Source organism: Robertmurraya siralis (assembly GCF_005502275.1).
Lineage (GTDB): Bacteria > Bacillota > Bacilli > Bacillales > Cytobacillaceae > Robertmurraya > Robertmurraya siralis.
In genome coordinates this window covers 66,568-91,860 of record NZ_SWLZ01000021.1, presented here as the reverse complement: position 1 = coordinate 91,860, position 25,293 = coordinate 66,568, and the positions used below count along the sequence as shown (strand labels likewise).

Genomic DNA, 25,293 nt, shown 5'->3' with positions numbered 1-25,293 from the left:
ACTATATCATGAATTCGAGAGTGACTGTTTTTCTAAAACTGTCTACTATATAGGGACAATAACAGTATAAAGACCGAAATATTTCGATTTAGACCGATAAAATGAAATAAAGACCGAAATATTTTTTTAAAGACCGATATCGTGAAAACCTGGTTTTTCTTATGTTTCCGGAATTGTAGGGTGAAATTCCGGAATTCATGCAATTTTTCCGGAAATATATCTGCTTTTTCCGGAATTCATCAGAAAAATTCCGGAATTAATCACGATTTTTCCGGAATGCATCTTCGTTTAAGTAGTACATACGATCTTTTGTTTGTTCTATCCCTAACGATTCCTTTAAAAAAATTTCAAGATAGTCGACGTTGGTGATTTTTTCATTACACTTATTGCTATCAGTACAAATGAGATTTCCGATAGCCTTATAATAATCAGGATTATTTGCTTTCTTTGATTTGGTGATTGTGGAGAAATAGGTAACCTCACCATGGCCATTACAAATGGAACAGATATTATTTTTTTCGATCGCAGACATTTTGCATTCAATCCCAACGAGCTTTCCATCAAGTTCATAAACAAGATACTTTTTGTTGGTTCGAAGATCATTCCAGCCTAAATAGGTAAGCTTATTGCCAGCTAAATTTGATAAATCAGGAAGCTTTAACTTTTTGCTTTTCGGAAACATCTTTTTAAGCTGCTGTTCTGTAATATGAGGAAAGTCTATTACATATGCTGAAAGTTGCTGGAGATATTGTTCAAATTGATCTTCTGTTTTTAAATTAGAAAGGTCGAGCAGTGTGATTTGTTCTGCAGATGCATGTGGAAACAACTCCAAAGCTTTAGCATTGGCCAGACCAATTGTTGCATTTAGAACAGTCGGAGGCACATGCTTTTTAATACTGTCTTTAATTAGGGCAACTTGTTTTTTAATAAAATTAAATTGTTCATTTTTTATAAATTTCTCTGTCATTTTCTCTCTCTCTCCTATATTGGCAGTAATCTTATTAGAGGATTTGTCAAACCAGTTGATAAATGCCTTTGGTTTCACACGTATGTTGAATGGTTGAGAAAATAGGCAAAGATCAACACTGACATATAATAACCCTTATTTTAAAGAAGAAAGCTTTTTTTTAAAATGGAGAGAATGAATGAGAATCGTTTTTTACCTAAAAGGACACGGATGAATCCATATTTCATCCGTGTCCTTTAGCTATTTTATATGAATAGATAATTTTTTTAATCGTTTCAGTTGAAAGAAAGTATTCCTCAGCTAGTCGTTCGATGCTGCTGCCATTACGATAGGACTCTTTTATTGCAGCATTGCGACGGTCGAGCATTTTTCTGCTGCCACTTGCCGTCCCCCATTTTTGGTATTCCGTTTCTTGCTTAGGAATATAGAGAGTTTCTCCCTGAATATATTTTTGAATTTCTGAAATCAGCTTTTCAGGTAATACGTTTTTGGCGTTTGTATATTTCAATTTCGCTCGCTCCTTATTTTGAGTTTGAAAATAAGGTGCAAAGCCAAAATATTAGAAAAGCCAGTGCAGCGATAAACTTAAATGTTTCGCCCCATGCAAAGTATCGCCTTTCCAATAATAGGCTTTGCATGAGTGAAAGAAGCTCTAGACAATCTTAAACGATTCTCCATCAGTAGCACCCCCTCTAGATTTAAGTATAACGAAGTTTAGCAAATATTTGTATGTTTTTAAAGGTTTTTTGATTTAGAGCAGGGCCACGCTTATTACTTGCGATAGGTAAAGAAAAGTCTCAAAATAAAGATATCTGAATTAAGGAGGATATACATAGTGGAAATAGGAATTAGCACATTTGTTGAAACAACCCCTGATGTCCATACTGGCAAGGTTATTAGTCATGCACAGCGCTTGCGTGAGGTCGTCGAAGAAATTATTCTCGCTGATCAAGTCGGCCTTGATGTCTTTGGGGTAGGAGAACATCACCGTAAAGACTATGCGGCGTCTTCACCAGCAGTTTTGCTGGCTGCGGCGGCACCTCAAACGAAACGGATCCGCCTGACAAGCGCTGTATCAGTGCTGTCTTCAGATGATCCGGTTCGCGTTTTTCAAGACTTTGCGATGCTTGACGGGATATCGAATGGGAGAGCGGAAATTATGGCAGGGCGAGGTTCTTTTATTGAATCTTTTCCTCTGTTTGGTTATGACCTCAACGATTATCATGAGCTGTTTGAAGAGAAGCTCGATTTACTTTTAAAAATTAGAGAATCAGAAAAGGTCACATGGAACGGAAAGCATCGCCCGGCTTTAAACAATCTAGGAGTGTATCCTCGTCCGGTTCAAGATCCTTTACCTGTTTGGATCGGGAGCGGTGGCACACCGCAATCGGTTGCCCGTGCCGGCCAACTGGGACTACCACTTGTTTTAGCTATTATTGGCGGACGTCCATTGCAGTTTGCTCCATTAGTTCAACTTTATAAACGTGCAGCAGCTCAGTCTGGCCACGATATTTCCAAGCTTGCAGTTGCTTCTCATTCACATGGGTTTATAGCAGAAAGCAATGAAGTAGCTTGTGAGAAATTTTTCCCTCCAACGCAACAAGCAATGAATGTCCTTGGTAAAGAACGTGGCTGGGGCTATTATGATCGCGCTGCATTTGATGCGGCAAGAAGCTTTGAAGGGGCACTATATGTAGGTGATCCAGAAACAGTGGCACAAAAAATCATTCATCTTCGTAAAAATGTTGGAATTACACGTTTTATGCTTCATGTACCAGTCGGAACGATGCCGCATGAAGATGTTATGAAAGCAATTGAACTATTAGGAACAAAAGTAGCACCGTTTGTTCGGGAAGAAATAGCAAAATGGGAAGCAGAAGAAGAAATGAAATAAAAAAAGAAATCCTACACTTTACAAATCAATAGAAAGGGTGTAGGATTTCTATATACCTAATAATTCTAGGTAGGTGATAAAATGTTTAATCGTGAATTGGTAAAAGGCAGTACTTCGCTTTTATTACTGCAATTATTAGCTGATAAAGATATGTATGGCTACGAGATTGTGAAGGAATTGGAGAAACGCAGTGGAAATGAATTTTCTTTTAAAGAAGGGACGCTTTATCCGGCGCTTCATAAGCTTGAGAAGCAAGAATATATTGAATGTTATTGGCGGGAACAGGAAAAGGGACCAGCGCGCAAGTACTATCGAATTACAGATGCTGGGAGAGAAATGTTGCTGGAGAGAACCCAAGAGTGGGATGATTTTGTTTCTGTGATGAACAGGGTTATGGGGAGAAAAAGGCATGGCACAGCTAAAGAGTGAATTTTTAGCAGAATTGGCGAAATATCTTGAACATCATGAAGAAAAAGAAATGATCTTACAGGAATATGATGCCCACCTTGACGAGCTTCTTGCTAATCTCACCCATTTAAAAACGGAAGAAGAAATCCGGACCGAAATGTTTTTGCGGTTTGGCAAGCCGAAAGAAATAGCTGAACTATGGAGAGAAGAGCTGTCTGTTACGCCAAGCAATATGAAATGGCTTTTTCTTGCGCTCAATATTTTATTGTTTGGAGGAGGATCCCTCCTTACATTGGCGCATAATCTGTTTGAATGGAACTGGTTAACTATTGTTTGGGCACAATTGACTTCCTTTCCAGTTCTTATTGCTTTTATCTATATGTTCTTTTGGGCTTTGCTCGGCTACGAGATTGGCAAAGGATTTGGTCATAAAGGGAGAAAGCTGATGGAGAAAACATTTTTTCTCGCATTGATCCCTAATTTAACGCTTATGGTGCTAACCGTTTTTCATGTCATTCCACATGAATGGTTTAGTCCTCTGTTAACGAGAACCTTTATCATGCTTTGTATTGCGTTAACGATCTTGCTCTACCCAGTATGTTTGTTGAGCTATAAATGGGGAAAAAAAGCTTCTGTTTAAGAAGAGCTTTTTTTTACTAGTATACATAGATTTTCTATATATATAGAATAACGATATGGAGTGAAAAAATATGGAATCAATGATGAAAAAGGTTGATTGGCTTTTTTTAATTCTCTGTTTAGCAGTGGGAGTGGTGGCAGAAGAAGCTTTTTTTAGAGAAAAAATCGGGATATCGTATTTACTGTTTATTATGATTTTTTATGCAGTATTTTACTGGAGGTTTCGTACAGTTGTTTTTACCCATCAACGTTTCGGATATTTTGTTTTAATGGCCATTTGGCTGTTAGCAGCAAGCTATTATTTGTACGATGTGCTCTTGTTTCAGTTTCTAAATATTGTTCTCATACCTGCATTGGTGATGCTTCATCTCGTTTTAATTACATCACCGAAAAAGGTAGACTGGACGAACTTGATGTTTATTGTTTATATAGGCAAACGTCTTATCAATGGGCTTCGCTATAATTTTCAATTTGCCAACCATTTGGCTACATATTTTAAAAAGGGAAGTGAGAGCGCAAGTCATGAAATAGGAAAGAAAATAATCATCGGAATTATCATCGCTGTTCCAGTATTATTTATTGTTCTCAATTTGCTTATTTCAGCAGATGCCTATTTTGAACAGATGATGAACTCACTGCCACAATTGCTTAATTTTAGAACAGATTATCTTTTTCGTTTCCTAATTATTTGTATTTTTGGTTTTGGAATCTTTGGTTTTTTGCAGGCCCTGTCAGTAAAGAATATTCAGGCAGAGCAAAAAGAAAGGCTGGTTCAGACAGTTTCATTTGATGGGATAATCACCATAACCGTGCTCGCTCTTTTAAACGTAGTTTATGTCGTTTTTATAATCATCCAATTCAAATATTTCTTTAGTGAAACACTAGTTGATGGTTATACCTATGCTGAATATGCCCGTCGTGGCTTTTTTGAATTGTTGTTTGTGACGCTTATCAATTTGAGCATGACAACTGTAGTCATTACGAGTACGAAACAACTGCGAGGCGTAATCGAAAAGCTTGTGAATATTTCTTTATCATTGTTAGTGTTGTGCAGCGGCATTATGCTTGTATCCGCTTATATGAGATTGATGATGTACGAAGAGGCATATGGATTTACCATCACAAGAGTTTTGGCTCATTCCTTTATGATCTTTTTGATGGTGATCTTTGCTTATACATTTGTGAAAATTTGGCTTAAAAGGCTGTCACTGTTTCACTTTTATTTCATTGCGGCACTCGTCTATTATGTTGGCATCAATCTGATTCATATCGATCGAATCATCGTTGCACAAAATATCGAGCGCTATGAAGCAACTGGAAAAATTGATATCGATTATTTAGGTTATATGTCTGCCACAGGAATTATTGGGTTAATCGAATTATATGAACAGGACCCCGAAATTCCGGGATTAAAAGAATTGCTTGCCCAGAAAAAGGATGAACTACCATTTATAAAATCTGACTCTTGGCAGTCGACAAACTATACAAGAGACAAAGCTTATCAAAAATTAGAAAAATTGAATTTATAAAAAACATAGCCCTTAGTTTTTAATGAGGCCACTGAAAAAGTGTTCAGTGGTCTTTTTTGGCAGAATTTCTAGAGCTTCTGTCCTCCGTTCTGTCGGGGTGGAAAGCAAATGGCGTTCATTCCGACAGTTTGTTTCATATTGGCGCTATGAATCGGATTGAACTCTTGCCGATCTCATTTGTTCCCGTCCGTTAAATTGGCCAAGAACCGTTCCCGTTTCGCCCGTTCAGTCCGAATACACCTCTTATTTGGCCAAGAACCATTCAAGTTTCGCTCGTTCAGTTCGAATACACCTCTTATTTGGCCAAGAACCATTCCCGTTTCGCCCGTTTCAGTCCGAATACACCTCTTATTTGGCCAAGAACCATTCAAGTTTCGCTCGTTCATTCCGAATACACCTCTTATTTGGCCAAGAACCATTCAAGTTTCGCTCGTTCAGTCCGAATACACCTCTTATTCGGCCAAGAACCGTTCAAGTTTCGCTCGTTCAGTCCGAATACACCTCTTATTCGGCCAAGAACCGTTCAAGTTTCGCTCGTTCAGTCCGAATACACCTCTTATTCGGACAAGAACCATTCAAGTTTCCCTCGTTCTATCCCATTGAGACTACTGAAAAAGTCAGTAGAATGGATTAATTGCCGACGGGTATTACTTGAAAGAAACGTTTCCCTAAATATTTTTACATACATGGGGCTCTTCGCCTTTAACGCTATCTAAAAATTGTGCAATCATTTGTGCAAACGATTGCGCATTTACAGAAGAAGGAGTACAATGGGTTTGAAATGAGGTGAATGGCAGTGGAGAAAAATTTAAATGGAACAGAACCTTGGTGGAAGCGCAGTGTTGTCTATCAAATATATCCCCGGAGTTTTATGGATTCTAATGGGGATGGAATTGGTGATTTGCAAGGAATTATTTCGAAGTTGGATTATTTATGTAAACTGGGTATTGATGTTATTTGGTTAAGCCCAATCTACGATTCTCCCAATGACGATAATGGCTATGACATTCGTGATTATCGAGCGATTATGCGAGAGTTTGGAACTATGGCTGATTTTGAGCGTTTAATTAAGGAAGCAAAATACAGAGGAATTCGAATCGTTATGGATCTTGTCGTGAATCATACCTCTGATGAACATTCCTGGTTTATCGAATCGAGAAAATCAACAAGTTCAAAGTATCGAGATTTTTATATTTGGAGAGAGGGAAAAGACGGTGCTCCACCGAATAATTGGGGTTCTATTTTTTCTGGATCAGCATGGGAAAGGGATGAAAAAACAGGCTCGTATTATTTGCATCTGTTTTCTAAAAAACAGCCTGACTTAAATTGGGAGCATCAGCCTTTAAGAAAAGAGATCTATGAAATGATGACCTTTTGGTTAGATAAGGGCATCGGTGGCTTTCGTATGGATGTGATCAATTTTATTTCAAAGGATGTCCGCTTTCCTGATGGCGCAGTGCATCCAGAGCAGGTATTTGCAGATGGAAGTGCTTATTTTATGAACGGTCCCAAAATTCATACTTACTTACGTGAAATGAATGAAGCAGTTTTACAAAATTATGATGTTTTAACTGTTGGAGAAATGCCTGGAGCGACACCTGAGGATGCTCAAATTTATACCAATCCTGAAAACCGTGAATTAAATATGGTATTTACGTTTGAACATATGGATTTAGATAGGGGTCCCTATGAAAAATGGGATATTCAGCCTCTTCAACTGGTTGATTTGAAAAAAAATCTAGAGAAGTGGCAGCAAGCTCTTCATCATAAAGGTTGGAACAGCCTTTATTGGAATAATCATGACCAGCCGCGAGTGGTTTCACGATTTGGTGATGAGCGGGAATATCGTGAACAATCTGCAAAAATGCTTGCCATTTGTCTGCATATGCTGCAAGGAACTCCTTATATATATCAAGGTGAAGAGTTAGGGATGACGAATGTTAAGTTTGCTAGCATTGAAGATTATCAAGATATAGAAACAATTAATATGTATAAGGAAAAACGGGAGCAAGGGATTCCCCATGAAAAGATAATGGAGAGTATTTATGCAAAAGGACGTGATAATGCACGTACTCCAATGCAATGGACCCCGGATGGAGGGTTTACGACAGGAGTGCCGTGGATGCAAATGAATAATAATGTAAACGAGATTAATGCAGAAAGTGCCCTTGCTAATCCTGATTCGATTTTTTATACGTATCAAAAACTAATCAAACTAAGAAAGTCTCATGACATTATTACGTATGGAAGCTTTCAACTCCTGTTATCGGAGCATCCTTATCTTTTTGTTTATAAAAGGGTTCTGGAAAGCGAAGAGTGGTTAGTTGTAGCCAATTTTTCGAAAAGATCGGAGAAATTGGTATGGTCCGATTGTGATGTGGAGGGAAAGAATGGACAAGTTGTAATAGCAAACTATGAGCATCTTGAAGTAAATAAAAAAGCGCTTGAAGTAAGACCGTATGAGGCTTTTGTTCTTTCTTTTCAAAGGGAAAAAAATAGTCCTTGTCATTTTTAAAAAGCTGTGTTAGGATGGGTTTACATTAAAGTTGTGCAAACGCTTTCCTAAGCTTTGCATTCTTTTTTGAAAGTTGTGCAAACGTTTTCGCAAATTTAATATTTTAAAAGTGGAGGGGAAACAAATGAAAGGTAAATGGCGTGCAGGTTTACTTGCAGCAACATTAGGTTTCGCAGGTTTTCTAGCAGGTTGTAATGGAGATGAAAAACCAGCAACTTCTCCAGAAGGGAAATCTAACGGCGAAGTCGTCACGATTGATGTTTTTCAGTTTAAAGTAGAATTCAAGGATCAGTTTGAACAAGTGGCAAAAGCATACGAGGATGAGCATGAAAATGTCAAAATCAACATCACTACCGTAGGTGGAGGAGAAGACTACGGAGCAGCATTGCGTTCCAAGTTTGCTTCAGGCAATGAACCTGCCATCTACAATATTGGTGGACCACAAGACGTTGCAGATTGGCAAGATAAATTAGCAGATTTATCTGATACAGAGGCTGCAGGCTTGGCTTTAGATGGTACTCTTGAGGGAGTAACAGTAGATGGAGAAGTTCTAGGGCTTCCGTTTAATCAAGAAGGCTATGGCTTTATTTACAATAAAAATGTATTTGAAAAAGCGGGCATTGACCCTGCGTCAATTGTTAATTTTTCTTCTTTAGAAGCTGCGGTGAAGGTGTTAGATAGCAAGAAGGAAGAATTAGGCCTTGAGGCAGTATTTGCTCTCCCAGGGAAAGAAAAATGGGTGACTGGTTTACATTTATCCAATACGTTCTTAGCGCCAGAATTCGAACACAATGTTCTAACCGCGTTTGATGCACCGACAGTTGAGTTTAAATATGGTGATGCATTTAAGAAAATTCTCGATTTGCAAAATGATTATTCTGTTCAACCAACTGTAAGTCTTGACTATTCTCAACAAGTTGAGGAACTTTTCTCACTTGAAAGAGTGGCCATTATTCAACAAGGAAACTGGGTGTATGGTTCGATTGCAGGTATTGATGAGGAATTTGCCCAAAATGGAATCGGCATTTTGCCAATACCGGTAGAAGGGTATGAAGGGGATCGCATTCCAGTAGGAATTCCAATGTATTGGGGCGTAAATAGTAATGCAGATGAAGCTGTGATCGAAACGGCAAAAGATTTCTTGAATTGGTTATATACCTCTGAAACCGGTAAGGAGGCAGTTGTAAGCGAATTCAATTTTATTCCTGCTTACGAAGGCTATGACTCTGAAAAGATAGCAGATCCGCTTTCAAAGGATGTTTATGAATATTCCCAAAAAGGAAAAACGATTGGCTGGGCATTCATGGGTTATCCTACTGGATGGGGTGAAAATGAGCTTGGCGTTCAAATTCAGAAGTATTTAAGTGGTGAATCAAGCTGGGAAAATGTTATCGATGCCTCAAAAACAGCTTGGGAAAAGGGACGTCAATAATGCTTTTTTCTAGAAAAAAGCCGACATTTCTGACAAAACAAAGTAGCGATGTGCTACTTTGTTTTGTCAGAATGGCTCTGTTATATGTCGGTGTTGATTTTGGGCTTATTTTCTCAGAAGACCTTTCAGTTATACTGAAAGGCATGTGAAACTTTGGTTTCACATGAAAAGGGCCCAAAATCATTTTGACAACAATTCTATTTAACAAAGCCATCAGAATAAATAGAGTGTTTAATTTTTATAGAGTTTAGAATCGGCTATTTTATTATATGAATTTGCTGGAATAGGAATATAGATCTTCCTTCAGATACAATGAAGAAAGGCGATTTAAAGTTATGGAAGGTGAGAAAATGCGCATTCGAGAATGGTCCTACTGGTTATTTCTAATGCCCGTGTTAGCTGCACTGGTATTAGTTGTAATTGCTCCTTTGCTATTAGGCATTTACTACTCTTTTACGGATTGGAATGGTATCCAAGCAACCGGTTTTGTTGGTCTTGCTAACTATAAAGCGATATTTCAAGATGAGCGCTTTCTGAACTCACTCTGGTTCACAGCCAAATTTTCGATTGTATCGATTGTGTTAATTAACGTTATCGGGTTATCTTTGGCCCTTTTAGTAACAGCAAAGTTAAAGACGAATAAATTAATGCGTACCATTTTCTTCATGCCCAATTTAATAGGGGGATTGATTCTCGGTTTTATTTGGCAGTTTATTTTCACAAAGGCATTTGCTGGCTTTGGAAGCCTAGTCGGGTTAGAAAATTTAAAGGGCTGGTTATCGACACCTAATACGGGATTTTGGGGTCTTGTCATTTTAATGAGCTGGCAAATGGCAGGATATATTATGGTTATTTACATTGCTTATTTAGAAGGAATTTCGAAAGAATTAATTGAAGCGGCTGAAATCGATGGAGCAAATGCTTTCCAACGTTTCTGGCATGTTATATTCCCGCTTGTCGCACCTGCTTTTACCGTTAGCATGTTCTTAACCCTCTCCAATACATTTAAACTATATGATCAGAACTTATCGTTAACAGGTGGGGGACCATACGATTCAACGCAAATGGTCGCAATGGAAATCTTCAATACAGCTTTTAAACAATATGACATGGCGTATGCCCAGTCAAAATCAGTCATTTTTTTCATTATCGTGGCGGTCATCGCATTAGTGCAAGTTTATATCAATAAGAAACGCGAGGTGGAAATGTAATGCGTAAAAAGTATTTAATTCCACTTGAAGTGATAGGGATCTTTTTAGCTCTTTTATGGTTAGCGCCTTTTTATTTAATGATTGTCAATTCTCTTAAAACAAAGCGGGAGATTTTTGAGGATACATTAAAACCTCCAAGTCATTTAACCTTTGATAATTACATTGCAGCTTTTAAAGAATTGGACTTTTTAAAAACATTTGGGAACTCCTTATTGATCACGGGAGCAAGTGTCATCATTATCATCATTTTTTCAGCAATGGCTGCTTACGCACTATCGCGAACAAAGAGTAAAGTAAGTACGATAATTTTCTTCATCTTTGTTGCAGCAATGCTTATTCCATTTCAGTCGGTTATGATTCCGCTTGTGGCGATTTTTGGAAAATTTGAAATGCTAAATCGCGGTGGATTAATTTTCATGTATTTGGGCTTTGGAGCTAGCTTATCGATATTTTTGTACCACGGCGCCCTAAATTCCATCCCCAAATCGCTGGATGAAGCTGCTACAATAGATGGTGCAAATAAGTTTCAAATTTTTTGGCATATTATTTTTCCAATTCTTAAGCCGATCACAGTAACAGTGGCAATTCTGAATACGATTTGGATTTGGAATGATTATTTATTGCCTTCGCTTGTTATTAATCAACAGGGGATGGAGACGATTCCACTGAAAATGTTCTTTTTCTTTGGTGAGTATACAAAACAGTGGCATTTAGCGTTGGCTGGTCTCACAATAGCAATCATTCCAGTGATTATTCTTTATTTCTTTGCCCAACGGGAAATTATAAAAGGCGTCTCTGAGGGAGCGGTAAAATAAAAATATTAGGGAGGGAATTTCAATGGCTGTAACCATCATCGATGTAGCAAGAGAAGCAAATGTTTCTCCTTCAACAGTTTCTCGAGTTATTGCAGACAATCCAAGAATAAGTGAGCAAACAAAGCGAAAGGTTAGAGAGGTCATGGACAGACTTGGCTATTATCCTAACTTTCAGGCTCGAAATTTAGCGGCAAAATCTACAAAAACAATTGGTGTGGTTATGTCCAACTCCACTTCCTCAGCATTTCAAAATCCGTTCTTTCCGGAAGTTATTCGCGGTATTTGTGTCAGTGCACATGCCGGTAAATATGGAATTTATTTTTCAACTGGTGGAACTGAGAATGAAATTTATGAAGAAGTTGTATCGATGGTTCAAGGGAAAAAAGTGGATGGAATTATTCTACTCTACTCAAGAGTCAATGACCGGACAATGAAATATTTAAAAGAGGTCAAATTTCCTTTTACTATGGTGGGTCGTCCTTATGATTTCGAGCACGAGATAACCTATATTGATAATGATAATGAAAAAATTGCTCATGAAGTGGTGAAATATCTTCAAGTTTTAGGACATGAGAAAATTGCGTTCATTGGAGGAGATTTGGATTTTGTCGTTTCAATCGATCGTTTAAATGGGTATAAAAAGGCACTGAGTACAATAGGTCTTCCCTATGAGGAAAAATATTTTCTTCGGGATAGCGATATGAAATTGAATGGGAAAGAAGCGATTCAAAAATTAATGGATTTAGCTGCTCCGCCAACGGCAATTGTTGCCCATGATGATTTAGCTGCTTATGAGGTTATTCGCTATTTAGAGGAGCTTTCCTATGAAGTTCCAGAAGATGTTTCCATTATAAGTTTTAATAATCATGCTTTATCTGCCTATTTTAAGCCGCCATTAACTTCGGTGGATATTTCCATATTTGAATTAGGGCTTGAAGCTACTAACTTTTTATTGGGGAAAATACAGAATCCCAATGAGGCAGTTAAACATCATTTAGTTTCAACTACGTTAATAGAACGTGAATCATGTAAAAAGATTACAACATCTGGAGAATGACACCAGATAGAAATAGAGGGAAAACATGGAGAAAAAATGGTGGAAAGAAGCTGTAGCTTACCAAATTTATCCCCGTAGCTTCCAAGATTCAAATGGTGATGGAATAGGGGATTTAAAAGGGTTAATGTCGAGGCTGGATTATATTGAAGAGCTCGGAATTGATGTCATTTGGCTTTGTCCCGTGTATAAGTCTCCTAATGATGATAATGGCTATGATATAAGTGATTATCAAGAGATTATGGAAGACTTTGGGACAATGGAAGACTTTGATCAATTACTGGAAGATGTGCATCAACGGGGCATGAAGTTGATTATAGATTTGGTCATTAATCATACGAGCGATGAGCATCCATGGTTTATAGAATCACGTTCATCTACAGGGAATAAGAAACGTGATTGGTATATTTGGAGAGATGGAGTCGATGGGAAGGAACCGAATAATTGGGGAAGTATATTTGGAGGATCCGCTTGGGAATTCGATGAAAAGAGAAACCAGTATTATTTGCATCTTTTCTCAAAAAAACAGCCTGATTTGAACTGGGAAAATCAAGAGGTTCGTTCCGCTTTATATTCTATGGTGAATTGGTGGTTGGCTAAAGGAGTCGATGGTTTTCGAGTGGATGCCATCAGTCATATTAAGAAGGATTTGACCTTTTCAAATGTCGATAACCGAGATGAACTTTCATATGTTCCTGCTTGGAGCAAGTATATGAATGTTGATGGAATTTTACCCTTCTTAACTGAATTGAAGAATGAGACCTTTGCTAAATATGATATTATGACCGTTGCTGAAGCAAATGGGGTAGGGATCGAAGATATTCACGAATGGGTAGACGAAGAGAACGGAAAGTTTAATATGATTTTTCAATTCGAACATTTGGGTCTGTGGGATTCCGAGACGAAAACACTTGATATATTAAAATTGAAGCGAGTGTTAACCAGATGGCAAAAAGCGTTAGAAAAGAGCGGCTGGAATGCCTTGTTTATTGAGAATCATGATATAGCGCGAAGTGTTTCAACATGGGGAAATGATGAGAAATATTGGAGAGAAAGCGCTACTTCATTAGCAACGATGTACTTCTTTATGCAGGGAACCCCTTTTATTTATCAGGGCCAAGAGATTGGCATGACAAATGTTAAATTCTCTTCAATTAACGAGTATAACGATGTTTCAACAAGGGGCTTGTTTGCAGAAATGACAGAGCAGGGCAGGGCGATGAACGAGATTATGGAAATTATTTGGGCGACAAGTCGCGATAATTCAAGAACGCCGATGCAATGGTCTGCTGCTAGCAACGCTGGTTTTACGGAAGGGATCCCATGGATCGGGGTGAATCCTAACTTTAAAGAACTCAATGTGGAGGTTCAAAAGAAAGATCCAAAATCTATTTTAAATTATTATAAAACGATGATTCGATTGCGTAAGTCAAATCCGATTTTTATCTACGGGCGCTATGATTTAGTGCTGGAAGAGCACCCATCGATTTATGCGTATACACGCACTTATCACAATGAAAAAGTGATTGTTTTATGTAATTTATCGCCGTTCTCAATTGAAGTTGAACCAATTAAAGGTGTGCAATACAAAAAGGAAAACTTAATGTTAGCAAATCTTGACGTTTGCGCTCATGGGGAAGAAGAATCTTTGCAGCTGGCCCCTTATGAAGCGAGAATTTATCGCTTAAACTAAAAAAAGAAACTCTATAGATAAGATAGCCAAAATAATCTATGGAGTTTTTTTTGTTCTTAATACAAGAAAGTTCATAGAAATGTGCAAGCTAAAAGAAAAAAGGCAAAGGATCTTGTCTATGCACATTTTTCTTACGATTATTAGTTTTATTGCGGTATGGGTTAGAAGAGATTATCGAAATTGGGAGCGAATGTATCCGACGATGCAGTATATTGCTCTTGGAAACTTGACGTATAATTTCTTATGCGCGGCTCATTGGTTATGGCGAATGTCACCAGATATCGATTGGTATAACTTTACTTTATTAGAAATGGGCTATACATTCGTTGTCTTTCCGGCTACTGCATTAATGTTTTTATCCCGCTATCCAGAAGGTGCGGGCTTCTGGAGAATCGTTAGGCATTATTTATGCTGGATTGGTATTTATGTCGGGTTTGAATACATTATGCAAGCGCAAGGGACAATTGTCTATAAGTACGGATGGTCATTAGGCTGGAGCGCCATTTTTGATTGTATCATGTTTCCGTTTTTGCGTATGCACTATAAAAAACCTTTGCTCACATTCCTTTTAAGCATCCCGATGGCTTTGTTCTGGTTATGGCTCTTTGATATTCCTACTCATATTCCCATTGAAAAGAGATGATGATTTTAAAGCGGCTGACAATTTGCCATTTCTGCGCCTTGGTCAGGTGAAATTTAATGCGTTTAAGTAATTTCCTTGTTTTGATCAAACGTTTGATTGGTTTTTTAGCAGATTCAGTGCCTTTTATTGTACGAAGGTTTATGTTTTACCGTATAATGAGCCATTATAAAAATCTTCTAAAGGAGTAGTGTATGATGAGCCACCATGAAGATACAAAGAAAGAAATTTTAGAAGCCTTGCAGTTTAGGCATGCTACAAAGGAATTTGACCCAACGAAAAAAATATCCGATAGTGATTTTCAATTTATTTTGGAGGCAGGAAGATTGTCGCCCAGTTCGGTTGGGTATGAGCCATGGAAATTTATTGTTGTGCAAAATCGCCAATTAAGAGAAAAACTGCGTGAGGTTTCTTGGGGAGCACAGGGACAGCTTCCGACAGCAAGTCATTTCGTTGTCATTCTCGCAAGAACGATTAAGGATACGAAATATGATAGTAAGTATGTCGAAGACCAGATGCTAAATGTAAAAAAATTTCCCCTTGAAGTATTTGAACAGATTAAAGTTCGATATAAAAGCTTTCAAGAAGAGGATTTACATTTATTTGAGAGTGATCGAGCGATTTTTGATTGGGCGTGCAAGCAAACTTATATCGCCCTTGGCAATATGATGACAGCTGCTGCCCAGATCGGGATAGATTCTTGTCCGATAGAAGGGTTTGATTTCGATAAGGTACAAGCTGTTCTCGAGGAAGAAGGTCTATTGGAGAATGGTCATCTCGGTATTTCTGTGATGGTCGCCTTTGGTTATCGTATGAAGGAACCCCGTCCAAAAACAAGGAAGAAACTAGAAGACATCGTACAGTGGATAGAGTAGTAAAGAAGGCCATAGTCAGACTATGGCCTTCTAATGAGACAAGGGATTCCTTATTGGAATCCAACCTCGAATTCATCTGGATTTGAACCAACACGTTCATTTTTGTTGAGCCCATCTAACTTTGCCATATCTTCAGGTGCTAGCTCAAAATCAAAAATGTCTGCATTTTCAATGATGCGATGTTCTTTAATGGATTTTGGAATCGTGACCACTTCGTTTTGCAGATCCCAGCGTAAAATAATTTGGGCAGGGGATTTTTGATACTTATCTGCAATTTCTACAATGGTTGGTTCATTTAAAAGCTGTCCTTGCTTAAGGGGTGACCATGCTTCTAATTGAATTCCTTGCTTTTTGCAATAATCACGAAGCTCTAATTGAGCTAAATGCGGATGATATTCCACTTGGTTGACCATCGGTTTAATTTCTGCATCAGCAATTAGATCCTCCAGATGGTGAACGTGGAAGTTACTAACACCAATTGCACGGACTTTTCCATCCTTGTAAAGCTTCTCTAACGCTCTCCATGTTTCTTTATATTTAGCACTGTCTTTTCCAGGCCAGTGAATGAGATAAAGATCTAAATAGTCCATACCAAGCTTTTGCAGGCTTGTCTCAAATGCTTGCAATGTCGATTCATAGCCTTGATCTGAATTCCAAACTTTTGAAGTCACGAATAAGGAATCTCTGGCAACTCCAGATTCTCTAATTCCTTGTCCTACGCCTTCTTCATTTTGATAAATGGCAGCCGTATCAATGCTTATGTAACCATTTTTGATTGCAGCTTTTACAGCTTCAACCACTTCGGAACCTTCTTTTACTTTAAAGACGCCAAGGCCAAACCAAGGCATTTTTACTCCGTTATGCAATGTGGTAGTATCTTGCAGATTTTTTGGCATTTTGTGTACCCTCCTAATCATATTTAACTAAACCACTACGAATTCTATTATGCACATTTCTTTCAGGAAATTCCAAAAATTTGATTGCTTGAAAAAGAAAAATAGAAAAAGTGAAGCCCACAGAAGCTCCACTTTTGATAATGGCATTGGAAACAAAAGGTTGAACAAACGATTTTTGGCTCATTTCATGTAAACCTTGGTTTCACACATCCTTCAGTTGGAGAAAATGCATCCTTGAAGTTGGTTAATAAAAAATTATTGAACAAGCTGTTTAACGAGCTCTCGATTACGCTTTTTAAAGAGTTCATTATGCGAGGAAACCATACCGCCTTTTGCTGCATCAGGCTGAATAAATTGCTTCGCTTTGTTGACAGCATTAACGGCGTCTTGGAAGGCACCAGCAATTAAATGGACTTTTCCTTCGTAAGAGACAATGTCTCCTGCCGCATACAAGCCAGGTATTGAGGATTCACATGTTGAATTTCCTGAAATATAAAAATCATCCACGAGCTCTACTTCAAGTTGACTTTCTTTTAAAAGGGCAGCATCTCGTTCATAGCCGTGGTTGATGATGACGTCATCGACTTCGACATAAGATACTTCACCTGTTTCATGGTTGGTTAATTCCACGCCATGAATGTATTCATGACTGTTATCGGCAATAAGCTTGGTAATTTCTGAGTTAAAGAAGCATTCAACTGATCCACTTAGGAGTTGAGATACCTGAGCCTCATGAGCGGATAAATTGTCTTTTCGATAAGTTAGATAGACCTTTTTAGCAATCGGTTCTAATTCATTTGCCCAATCGATGGCAGAATTCCCTCCACCTGAAATAAGAATCGTTTTATCTTTAAATCTTTTGAGTGATTTAACTGTATAATTTAAATTTGTAATTTCAAACCGCTCTGCACCTTCAATTTGCAGCTTTTGCGGTTTTAATATTCCCCCGCCGACCGCCATGATGACAGTTTTTGAATAATGCATTTGACCTGAGGAACCCTGCAAGATAAAAACGCCGTTTTCGTCTTGTGAAAGAGCTTCCACTTTTTCATTTAATACAACCGTTGGATTAAAGGTCAATCCTTGTTGAACAAGCTGTTTAATGAGATTCTCTCCTGAAGTAGGTGTTAATCCCCCTACATCCCAGATCATTTTTTCTGGATAAACATGAAGCTTTCCACCAAGCTGTGGCTGAAATTCAATTATTTTTGTTTTCATTTCTCTAAGGCCGCTGTAAAAAGCAGAATAGAGTCCTGCTGGGCCGCCTCCAACAATGGTAATATCATATAGCTCTTGTTTATCCATTTTCGTTCACCTCAAGTGTTATTGATTATCATTCTCATTTAACTATAAACGTCTTTTTCCAAATTAGCAATAGATAAAAAAGAAACTTTCTATGAAAGTGAATTTTTTTTGAAATACTCATAAAAATATTGACAGTATGGTGCAAATCCCATTATATTTACCTCATAACAGTAATGAAAATCATTATCAATTGGAAATAAATGCTTATATAAGGAGGTATGGAAATGGTTCGCCTAAGAACGAAGGACTTAAGCATTGGCTATGGTGAACGTTTAATCGTTAACGGGCTCAATGTGGAAATCCCAGATCACCAAATTACGACGATTATTGGCTCAAATGGGTGTGGGAAATCTACACTTTTGAAGGCGATTACACGGATCATTCCTCACCAATCTGGAACGGTGATCTTAGATGGAGAAAATATCATTAAAGGAAGTACAAAGGAACTGGCCAAGAAAATGGCTATCCTTCCACAGACTCCAGAAAGCGCTAGTGGCTTAACAGTAGGTGAACTAGTATCCTATGGGCGTTTCCCTTATCAAAAGGGATTCGGTCGTCTTACAAAAAAAGATTATGAAGCCATCGATTGGGCGTTAGAAGTGACTGGAACAAAGGATTTCAAATATCGACCAGTTGATTCTTTATCAGGTGGGCAAAGGCAGCGCGTCTGGATTGCGATGGCGTTAGCACAGGAAACAGAAATTATTTTCCTTGATGAGCCGACAACGTATCTTGATATGGCGCATCAGCTAGAAGTATTAGAGTTACTCCAGAAGCTGAATGTTGAGCAAGGTCGTACAATCGTCATGGTACTTCATGATTTAAACCAAGCAGCTCGTTTTGCGGATTATATGATCGCATTAAAGGGCGGAGAAATTGTCAAAGCAGGAGGTTGTGAAGAAGTGATCAACCGGGAGGTATTGAAGAAAGTATTTTCTATCGATGCTGAAATAGGACGCGATCCACGAACAAATAAACCAATGTGTATCACATATAATCTACTTAAGGGAGAAGAAAATGATGAAGAAATTACTCATTCCATTTATGCTGTTGGCGGTGCTCGTTATTAGTGCCTGTGGCAATAAAGAATCTAATGCAGACGGTGAAAAAGAAGCAGGGGAAGAGCAAAAAGCATCTGAGATGAGAACATATGAATCAGAGAACGGTCCAATTGAAGTGCCGGCAAACCCTCAGCGCGTAGTTGCTCTAGCTAATGCAGGCAGTGTAATGGCGCTTGATGTGAATATTGTCGGTGTCGATTCATGGTCAAAAGCGAATAAACGCTATGAATCTTATTTAACGGATGCAGAGGAGGTAACCGACGAAAATTTAGAAAAAATTATTGAATTGGAGCCGGATTTAATTATCGCTGCTTCAACAAACAATAATCTTGATAAATTAGCGGAGATTGCTCCGACGGTAACATATACGTATGGAAATGTGGATTACTTAACCCAGCATATCGAAATTGGAAAGTTATTAAATAAAGAAGAAGAGGCAAAAGCATGGGTCGAGGATTTCAAAAAGCGTGCTGCTCAGGCTGGGGAAGATATTAAAGCAAAAATAGGTGAAGATGCAACCGTATCTGTATTTGAAAGATATGATAAACAGCTCTATGTGTTCGGTGACAACTGGGGCCGCGGTACAGAGATTTTATATCAAGAAATGAAGTTAGAGATGCCTGAAAAAGTTAAGGAAATGGCGTTAAAAGAAGGATACTATGCATTATCAACGGAAGTTATTCCAGAGTATTCCGGAGATTACATTATTTTAAGCTCAGATGGTGTGGATAATTCTTTTAAAGAGACGGAAACTTATAAAAATATTCCAGCAGTAAAAAATGAGCGGGTTTTCGAAGTGGAGGCTTCAGAATTCTACTTCAATGATCCAATTACATTAGACTTTCAATTGGAATTCTTTACGGAAAGCTTTTTAAATAGCAAATGATGAACGGACAAAACAAGGAATTCTTTTATCGAGAATTCCTTGTTTTGTGCACACGTTCAAATCCACGAAAGAAGAGAGACGGATGACGAGACAATATAAACCTTTCATTCCATTTACATACAAGCTAATAATAGGAATTGTGCTCTTAATTGCTGTATTTGCTGCTGCTCTCGTTTTCGGAGCAGCAGATACAACATTGAAAGATATTTGGTTCGCCTTAGTAACGAATGAAACCGGGGACAAGCTGGCGATGATTCGTGAGATCCGCCTGCCACGTGAAGTTGCTGCGGCATTTGTTGGAGCAGCGCTTGCTGTTTCAGGGGCAATTATGCAGGGGGTGACCCGTAATCCGTTAGCAGATCCAGGTCTGCTTGGTTTAACAGCGGGGGCAAACGTCGCCTTAGCGGTAACATTGGCCTTTATTCCAACAGCTAATTATTTTAGCATTATGATTGCTTGCTTTATCGGAGCTGGGGTAGGAACTGCCATGGTAATAGGTCTTGGGGCAGTGAAAAAAGGCGGTTTCTCTCCTTTTCGCATCGTGTTAGCTGGAGCGGCTGTTTCTGCTTTTTTAACAGCGATTGCTGAAGGGATCGGGCTCTATTTTAAGATTTCAAAAAATGTCTCAATGTGGACGGCGGGTGGTTTGGTGGGCACTACTTGGAGTCAGCTTCAAGTTATTGTTCCATTTATTGTGATCGGCCTATTGCTTGCTCTATTCCTTTCTAAACAACTGACGATTTTAAGCTTAAATGAAGAGGTGGCAGTTGGGTTAGGACAGAAAACAACTCAAGTGAAAGCAATTTTGTTTTTTATTATTATTATTCTTGCTGGAGCCGCAGTAGCGTTAATTGGGAATATGGCCTTTATTGGGCTCATGGTGCCTCATATCGTACGGGCAGTAGTTGGAACGGATTACCGCTATATTATTCCGATGTCGATCATTGTCGGCGGAGGCTTTATGCTGTTGGCAGATACTCTTGGGCGGACGATTAGCGCTCCATATGAAACGCCGGTTGCTGCAATCGTGTCCATTTTAGGATTACCATTCTTCCTTTTCATTGTTCGTAAAGGAGGGAAAGCATTCACATGATTCATCCAAGTGTTGTTAAAAAACAAAGGCTAACAATGTTGGTCTTAACCATTGTGATTATAGCAACTGCAGTGATTGGCATGGGAATTGGCAGTTCATCTGTTTCTTTTGAGCGCCTTATCCCCACTTTATTAGGTCAAGGAACATTTAAAGAAGAGTTCGTTATTTTCTCCGTTCGGATGCCAAGATTGATTGTCACCTTACTGGCAGGGATGGCTCTTGCTTTATCAGGTTCCATTTTACAGGGGATTACACGCAATGATTTAGCGGATCCAGGGATTATCGGGATAAATGCTGGTGCTGGGCTAGGAGTTGCTATTTTTTATCTGTTTATTCCAGTAAGCAGTGGTTCATTTGTCTATCTATTGCCAGTTGTCGCTTTTGCTGGTGCGATGTTGACGGCAGCACTCCTTTATCTTTTTTCCTATGATCGTAAAACAGGTCTGCAGCCTGTAAGGTTAGTATTAATTGGTGTCGGTTTTTCCATGGCGTTTTCCGGTGTGATGATTATCATTTTCTCAGCAGTTGACCCATTTAAGGTCGATTTTATCGCTAAGTGGCTGAACGGGAATATATGGGGTGCAGATTGGCCGTTTATTTTGGCCATTTTGCCGTGGCTGATTGTGTTGGTACCTTTTACCCTGTATCGTGCTAACCGCTTAAATTTGTTAGGGGTGAGTGAGCCAGTTGCAGTGGGTGTAGGTGTAGCAGTAGAAAAGGAAAGAGTTACCTTGCTGTTGGCCGCAGTTGCATTGGCCGCAGCCGCTGTTTCAGTAACGGGCGGGATCGCCTTTATTGGTTTAATGGCCCCCCATATTGCTAAAGCACTAGTAGGTCCTAGAAATCAGCTTTATATTCCGGTAGCAATTTTGCTCGGAGGCTGGCTCCTTACTTTGGCAGATACGATTGGCAGAAATCTTGTTGAACCGGATGGAGTTCCTGCAGGTATTATGGTTGCGTTAATTGGTGCACCGTATTTTATGTATTTGTTGTTAAAAAAATAAAATTGGTCTTTCTGGTGGCCTTTTGGTCGTGATTTTGGCGTTTCGCCGATATAATTGTTTTTTCGCTGATATATTCCGATTTTCGCCGATATATTTCATTTTTCGCCGATATATGAAAAAAATCGCTGATATATCTAATTTTGCAAGTTTTATTCAAAGCCATTTTTGCCTTTGAAAGGCAGAAATGACTAATAAGCCGTATGATTATGCTTGCTTGCGTTCAAAAATAGGGTCAAATATTCGTAAGAATGAGGGTTTCCAATAGAAAGACCCTCATTTTCGTTTTTTCACTTCATTTTTTAAGTAGTTTACAAAATGATCGTCATCTGTTAACCAGCAAGCTTCAGTACGTTTAAGAAATTTCTCAGCTTCCGTAAAGCTGGGGAATGTTTGAGCTAATTGCATGCGATTTTTTTCGATTATCCATTCAGAATCCGTGTTTGGGCGAATGAAAAAATGATCTTCGCGGCGATTTAAATACAGCGTTCCAAAGGAGCAATCCTTTAGGTTGTAACGGTTATTTTTTGCATCTTCATGCAGGGGCTCAAGTTGAAAGGTGTTGCTAACATACAACTTATAGGCGTTTTCAGTCAGCGTGCATCCCGCTGCTTTTGCATGTCCGCCTCCACCTAATTGTCCTGCAATCTCCGAAACGTCTACATGATCATGAATCGTACGAAAGCCTAATCGTTTTCCTCCCATATTGATAATAGCGATATAATCTAAGTGTGGATATTCTTTGCCCAGTTCGTTTCCAAGCTCAGAATGGTAGGATTCAGCATAGACGACACCGGCAAAATGATCGTTGATTTGTGTTTGAACGATCTCCCTTCTTTTTCGGCGAATGTAGCGCTTAATTTTCCCCTCTTCCATATCTAAAATTTTCTTCTCAAAATCATCAAATTGAAAATGGTCAAATGATTTAAGGCGCTCAAGCATCGTTTCCTCGAACTCATCAATTGAAACAAGGAAGAAGAGTGCGTTAAGGCGTTGAGCTTGCTGATTATTGTTCTTTTCCCATTCCCATGTATCATATTGGCGGATGAGCTCAACAAATTCGTCCAACGCTTCTGTTTTCGATAAATGGCCTCTATTAACCAAATAGTGATAAAAAAGGGAGGTTGCTGAAGCAGGCTTCCCATCGTCATCTTCAACGACAACGTTCCCCCAATCATATTGATTATAATTTAGGGATGTTTTGTGATGGTCAATAAGCTGCACTTTTCCCCCTGATTGATAAAAGGCCTCTATGTTTTTTTCATTTTTTTCGTTCATAGATAAGTCGGTTATAAAAAGAAATGTTTCTGGATCATCATTCTCAAAAAACGATTCCACTTCCCGATTTAATGCAGCAATTGAGTTGTAACGAACCTGTACGTCCTTGCCAAAGGCCAGTTTCGCAAGGATTCCGCATCCAACCCCATCTAAATCATTATGTGATAATAGCTTATACATGATTTCACCTCAATCTCTATTATGCGATAAAATGGTCATAATATTGCTTCATTTTGCTCACTTCATTAAAATGAAAGTCATAGGAGGAGATAAAAATGGCAACGATTGAAGATTTTATGAAGTTGGATTTGCGTGTCGGTACGATAGTAAAGGCGGAGCCGTTTCCAGAGGCACGAAAGCCAGCGCTTAAATTGGAAATTGATTTTGGTGAACTAGGAATCAAACGCTCATCTGCACAAATTACGAAACGGTATACCCCTGAACAGATCATCGGACGACAAATAGTAGCGGTAGTCAATTTTCCTCCGCGGAGAATTGCCGGTTTTAAATCAGAAGTATTGGTACTTGGGGGAGTTCCAGAGGCAGATGATGTCGTGCTGTTGAGTATCGATGAGGAGGTTCCAAATGGGACACCGGTTGCCTAAAAAGGAGTCCCATTTAGAATTGATAGAATTAGATACGGAATTTCTCGAAGGAATGGGGAGCTATTGTTTAAGAAGCAAGAAGAAATCAACGGGATACATAAATAAAAATAAGTGGTTGAATGCCCAATTTGAAGAAGGATTAAAATATATTCAGTTACTTGAACATAAGAAACAAGTCGGTTTTATTGAATATACGGAATCACAACATTCTTCCAGAGTTGTTCATGCTGATAACTATTTAGTGATCCATTGCTTATGGGTAAGCGAAACAGGTAAAGGCTACGGCAGTAAATTGCTTCATAGATGCCTTGAAGATGCCAAAAAAGAGTCTAAATATGGTGTAGTTGTAGTGACCAACTCCCACACTTCCTGGACACCAAGCAAGGACATTTTTTTGAAAAATGGTTTCACATTAGTGGACACAGCTCCATATAACTTTGAGTTACTCGTATATCAGTTTGCTAAAGACGCACCACTGCCAGTATTCCCGACCAACTGGGATGAGAGGTTAAAGAAATTCACTGATCTTACGATATTACGCTCTTTTCAATGTCCTTATGTTGAGGTTGCGACCGAAAACATAAAAATAGGGGCACAAAAATTAGGACTAGATGTGAAAATGATCGATTTTAAAGATAGGACAGAATTAATGGAACTGTCGCCAACTCCTTATGGGATTTTCTCCGTTGTATTTAAAGGCGAGCTCATTTCATTTCATCGGTTAACGATTCATTCAGTCATGAAACGTATAAAGGAATTGTTATAAGAAAACCTTGATTACCCCGGACATTCTTGAGTTTAGAGTTGTCAAAGCTCTGAACTTTTTTATTGATTGAATGTAAAGGATACTTGACGTAAAGTTTATTTTACATTTATACTAAAAGTAGGGTAGGTGGTTGTTATTGAAAAATCATGTAGTTGAATATCGAAAAAAATATGGCTTGTCCCAAGATCGTCTAGCTGAAAAATTAGGGGTTTCAAGACAGACGATTATTTCGATTGAAAAGGGAAAATACTCGCCTTCGCTTCCACTTGCATTTCTGCTTGCTAAAACGTTTAATACCACGATTGAGGAATTATTTGTTTTTGAAGAAGAGAAAAAGGGGAAAAGAGATGCGAAACAATAGAATCTTGTTTTTAATTCTCGGCCTGTTCTTTTTTGCCATTGGAGGCTTGCTATTAGTTACCAATCTTGTGGCAGATGAACCGTTTCATACAAGCTTTTTATTAATGTTTGCGCTGACAGTAATGTGCTTTTGCTTAAGCTATCTTTCACCACATTTTCAGCAGAAGGATGAGCGGATGAAGCTGATAAGAGAAAAAGGGATGTTCTTTTCTGTAAGTGCTTTAATGGTGTACTTAATTATTTTTAATTTAGGTTTGCAAATAGAATTTTTTACATTGGCTGCCAATGAATTACTGCATATTTTAACGGCATTAATTATCTGTACCGTATTTATCTCATTCGTTGTTTATTCTAGAATCTACTAAATTGG

Annotated in this window: 26 protein-coding genes; 20 read left to right on the top strand and 6 right to left on the bottom strand. The window is 38.5% G+C overall.

Translation table 11 applies throughout. From position 1 onward, the window contains the following. Positions 1–256: 256 nt before the first annotated feature. Together FCJ93_RS19375 and FCJ93_RS19370 are read right to left on the bottom strand one after the other, a co-directional pair. The gene (locus tag FCJ93_RS19375) at positions 257–967 is read right to left on the bottom strand and encodes a FusB/FusC family EF-G-binding protein (RefSeq protein WP_137744444.1); all 711 of its coding nucleotides are present in this window, start codon (positions 965–967) and stop codon (positions 257–259) included. A 223-nt stretch (positions 968–1,190) separates the two neighbouring features. Then, a complete protein-coding gene (locus FCJ93_RS19370; protein ID WP_095311599.1) occupies positions 1,191–1,475 on the bottom strand; it encodes a CD3324 family protein in 285 nt (94 codons plus the stop codon). Between the two features lie 327 nt (positions 1,476–1,802). Here FCJ93_RS19370 and FCJ93_RS19365 point away from each other — a divergent pair, with 327 nt between their 5' ends. The 4 genes from FCJ93_RS19365 (at position 1,803) to FCJ93_RS19350 (ending at position 5,437) form a co-directional block, all read left to right on the top strand. Continuing rightward, positions 1,803–2,861 (top strand): LLM class flavin-dependent oxidoreductase, encoded by a 1,059-nt coding sequence (locus FCJ93_RS19365; protein ID WP_137744443.1) that lies wholly within the window; start codon positions 1,803–1,805, stop codon positions 2,859–2,861. Positions 2,862–2,942: 81 nt separating this feature from the next. Continuing rightward, entirely contained in the window at positions 2,943–3,290 is a 348-nt protein-coding gene (locus FCJ93_RS19360) for a PadR family transcriptional regulator (protein WP_095311603.1), read from the top strand. After that, positions 3,271–3,909 (top strand): HAAS signaling domain-containing protein, encoded by a 639-nt coding sequence (locus tag FCJ93_RS19355; protein ID WP_137744442.1) that lies wholly within the window; start codon positions 3,271–3,273, stop codon positions 3,907–3,909. Before FCJ93_RS19360 ends, FCJ93_RS19355 begins: the two co-directional genes overlap by 20 nt. A 70-nt stretch (positions 3,910–3,979) precedes the next feature. Further along, a complete protein-coding gene (locus FCJ93_RS19350) occupies positions 3,980–5,437 on the top strand; it encodes a DUF4153 domain-containing protein (RefSeq protein ID WP_137744441.1) in 1,458 nt (485 codons plus the stop codon). 173 nt (positions 5,438–5,610) lie between these two features. Here the strand turns inward: FCJ93_RS19350 and FCJ93_RS19345 are convergent, their stop codons facing one another. Then, the gene (locus FCJ93_RS19345) at positions 5,611–5,823 is read right to left on the bottom strand and encodes a hypothetical protein (protein ID WP_137744440.1); all 213 of its coding nucleotides are present in this window, start codon (positions 5,821–5,823) and stop codon (positions 5,611–5,613) included. A gap of 410 nt (positions 5,824–6,233) precedes the next feature. Between FCJ93_RS19345 and FCJ93_RS19340 the strand changes: the two genes are divergently transcribed. The 8 genes from FCJ93_RS19340 (at position 6,234) to FCJ93_RS19305 (ending at position 15,672) form a co-directional block, all read left to right on the top strand. Then, positions 6,234–7,952 carry a glycoside hydrolase family 13 protein gene (locus tag FCJ93_RS19340; protein ID WP_268951606.1) on the top strand — a complete coding sequence of 573 codons (1,719 nt, stop codon included), beginning with the start codon at positions 6,234–6,236 and terminating at the stop codon, positions 7,950–7,952. 124 nt (positions 7,953–8,076) lie between these two features. Further along, positions 8,077–9,384 carry an ABC transporter substrate-binding protein gene (locus FCJ93_RS19335; RefSeq protein WP_137744438.1) on the top strand — a complete coding sequence of 436 codons (1,308 nt, stop codon included), beginning with the start codon at positions 8,077–8,079 and terminating at the stop codon, positions 9,382–9,384. A gap of 350 nt (positions 9,385–9,734) precedes the next feature. Continuing rightward, positions 9,735–10,595: a carbohydrate ABC transporter permease gene (locus FCJ93_RS19330; RefSeq protein ID WP_137744437.1), complete on the top strand. Its 861-nt coding sequence runs from the start codon at positions 9,735–9,737 to the stop codon at positions 10,593–10,595. Beyond that, entirely contained in the window at positions 10,595–11,410 is an 816-nt protein-coding gene (locus FCJ93_RS19325) for a carbohydrate ABC transporter permease (RefSeq protein WP_137744436.1), read from the top strand. Before FCJ93_RS19330 ends, FCJ93_RS19325 begins: the two co-directional genes overlap by 1 nt. 22 nt (positions 11,411–11,432) lie before the next feature. Then, positions 11,433–12,467: a LacI family DNA-binding transcriptional regulator gene (locus tag FCJ93_RS19320; protein ID WP_137744435.1), complete on the top strand. Its 1,035-nt coding sequence runs from the start codon at positions 11,433–11,435 to the stop codon at positions 12,465–12,467. 25 nt (positions 12,468–12,492) lie between these two features. After that, positions 12,493–14,157, top strand: a complete 1,665-nt coding sequence (locus FCJ93_RS19315) for a glycoside hydrolase family 13 protein (RefSeq protein ID WP_137744434.1) — start codon at positions 12,493–12,495, stop codon at positions 14,155–14,157. A gap of 118 nt (positions 14,158–14,275) precedes the next feature. After that, positions 14,276–14,800, top strand: a complete 525-nt coding sequence (locus FCJ93_RS19310; protein WP_137744433.1) for a CBO0543 family protein — start codon at positions 14,276–14,278, stop codon at positions 14,798–14,800. Positions 14,801–14,994: 194 nt separating this feature from the next. Further along, positions 14,995–15,672: an NAD(P)H-dependent oxidoreductase gene (locus FCJ93_RS19305; RefSeq protein WP_137744432.1), complete on the top strand. Its 678-nt coding sequence runs from the start codon at positions 14,995–14,997 to the stop codon at positions 15,670–15,672. A gap of 50 nt (positions 15,673–15,722) precedes the next feature. Here FCJ93_RS19305 and FCJ93_RS19300 read toward each other — a convergent pair whose 3' ends face one another. Both FCJ93_RS19300 and FCJ93_RS19295 read right to left on the bottom strand, forming a co-directional pair. Beyond that, on the bottom strand, positions 15,723–16,568 hold the full coding sequence (locus tag FCJ93_RS19300) for an aldo/keto reductase (protein ID WP_137744431.1): 846 nt from the start codon (positions 16,566–16,568) through the stop codon (positions 15,723–15,725). A gap of 255 nt (positions 16,569–16,823) precedes the next feature. Next, positions 16,824–17,873, bottom strand: coding sequence for an NAD(P)/FAD-dependent oxidoreductase (locus FCJ93_RS19295; RefSeq protein ID WP_137744430.1), 1,050 nt, complete (start codon positions 17,871–17,873; stop codon positions 16,824–16,826). A gap of 224 nt (positions 17,874–18,097) precedes the next feature. Between FCJ93_RS19295 and FCJ93_RS19290 the strand changes: the two genes are divergently transcribed. From FCJ93_RS19290 to FCJ93_RS19275, 4 genes are all read left to right on the top strand, one after another. After that, a complete protein-coding gene (locus FCJ93_RS19290) occupies positions 18,098–18,943 on the top strand; it encodes an ABC transporter ATP-binding protein (protein ID WP_095311631.1) in 846 nt (281 codons plus the stop codon). Next, a complete protein-coding gene (locus FCJ93_RS19285) occupies positions 18,894–19,820 on the top strand; it encodes an iron-hydroxamate ABC transporter substrate-binding protein (protein WP_095311633.1) in 927 nt (308 codons plus the stop codon). The genes FCJ93_RS19290 and FCJ93_RS19285 overlap by 50 nt, the downstream gene beginning before the upstream one ends. A gap of 82 nt (positions 19,821–19,902) precedes the next feature. Continuing rightward, on the top strand, positions 19,903–20,913 hold the full coding sequence (locus tag FCJ93_RS19280) for a FecCD family ABC transporter permease (protein ID WP_095311635.1): 1,011 nt from the start codon (positions 19,903–19,905) through the stop codon (positions 20,911–20,913). After that, positions 20,910–21,917 carry a FecCD family ABC transporter permease gene (locus FCJ93_RS19275; protein WP_137744429.1) on the top strand — a complete coding sequence of 336 codons (1,008 nt, stop codon included), beginning with the start codon at positions 20,910–20,912 and terminating at the stop codon, positions 21,915–21,917. Before FCJ93_RS19280 ends, FCJ93_RS19275 begins: the two co-directional genes overlap by 4 nt. A gap of 273 nt (positions 21,918–22,190) precedes the next feature. Here FCJ93_RS19275 and FCJ93_RS19270 read toward each other — a convergent pair whose 3' ends face one another. Then, positions 22,191–23,372, bottom strand: coding sequence for a DHH family phosphoesterase (locus FCJ93_RS19270; RefSeq protein WP_137744428.1), 1,182 nt, complete (start codon positions 23,370–23,372; stop codon positions 22,191–22,193). A 95-nt stretch (positions 23,373–23,467) separates the two neighbouring features. Between FCJ93_RS19270 and csaA the strand changes: the two genes are divergently transcribed. The 4 genes from csaA to FCJ93_RS19250 all read left to right on the top strand — a co-directional run bounded on the left by csaA (position 23,468) and on the right by FCJ93_RS19250 (position 25,288). After that, complete coding sequence (gene csaA, locus FCJ93_RS19265; protein WP_095311642.1) at positions 23,468–23,797, top strand: chaperone CsaA; 330 nt, start codon at positions 23,468–23,470, stop codon at positions 23,795–23,797. Next, complete coding sequence (locus FCJ93_RS19260) at positions 23,778–24,563, top strand: GNAT family N-acetyltransferase (RefSeq protein ID WP_137744427.1); 786 nt, start codon at positions 23,778–23,780, stop codon at positions 24,561–24,563. The genes csaA and FCJ93_RS19260 overlap by 20 nt, the downstream gene beginning before the upstream one ends. Before the next feature lie 136 nt (positions 24,564–24,699). Then, positions 24,700–24,924 carry a helix-turn-helix transcriptional regulator gene (locus FCJ93_RS19255; protein ID WP_137744426.1) on the top strand — a complete coding sequence of 75 codons (225 nt, stop codon included), beginning with the start codon at positions 24,700–24,702 and terminating at the stop codon, positions 24,922–24,924. Then, positions 24,911–25,288, top strand: a complete 378-nt coding sequence (locus FCJ93_RS19250; protein ID WP_137744425.1) for a permease — start codon at positions 24,911–24,913, stop codon at positions 25,286–25,288. The genes FCJ93_RS19255 and FCJ93_RS19250 overlap by 14 nt, the downstream gene beginning before the upstream one ends. Positions 25,289–25,293 lie beyond the last annotated feature (5 nt).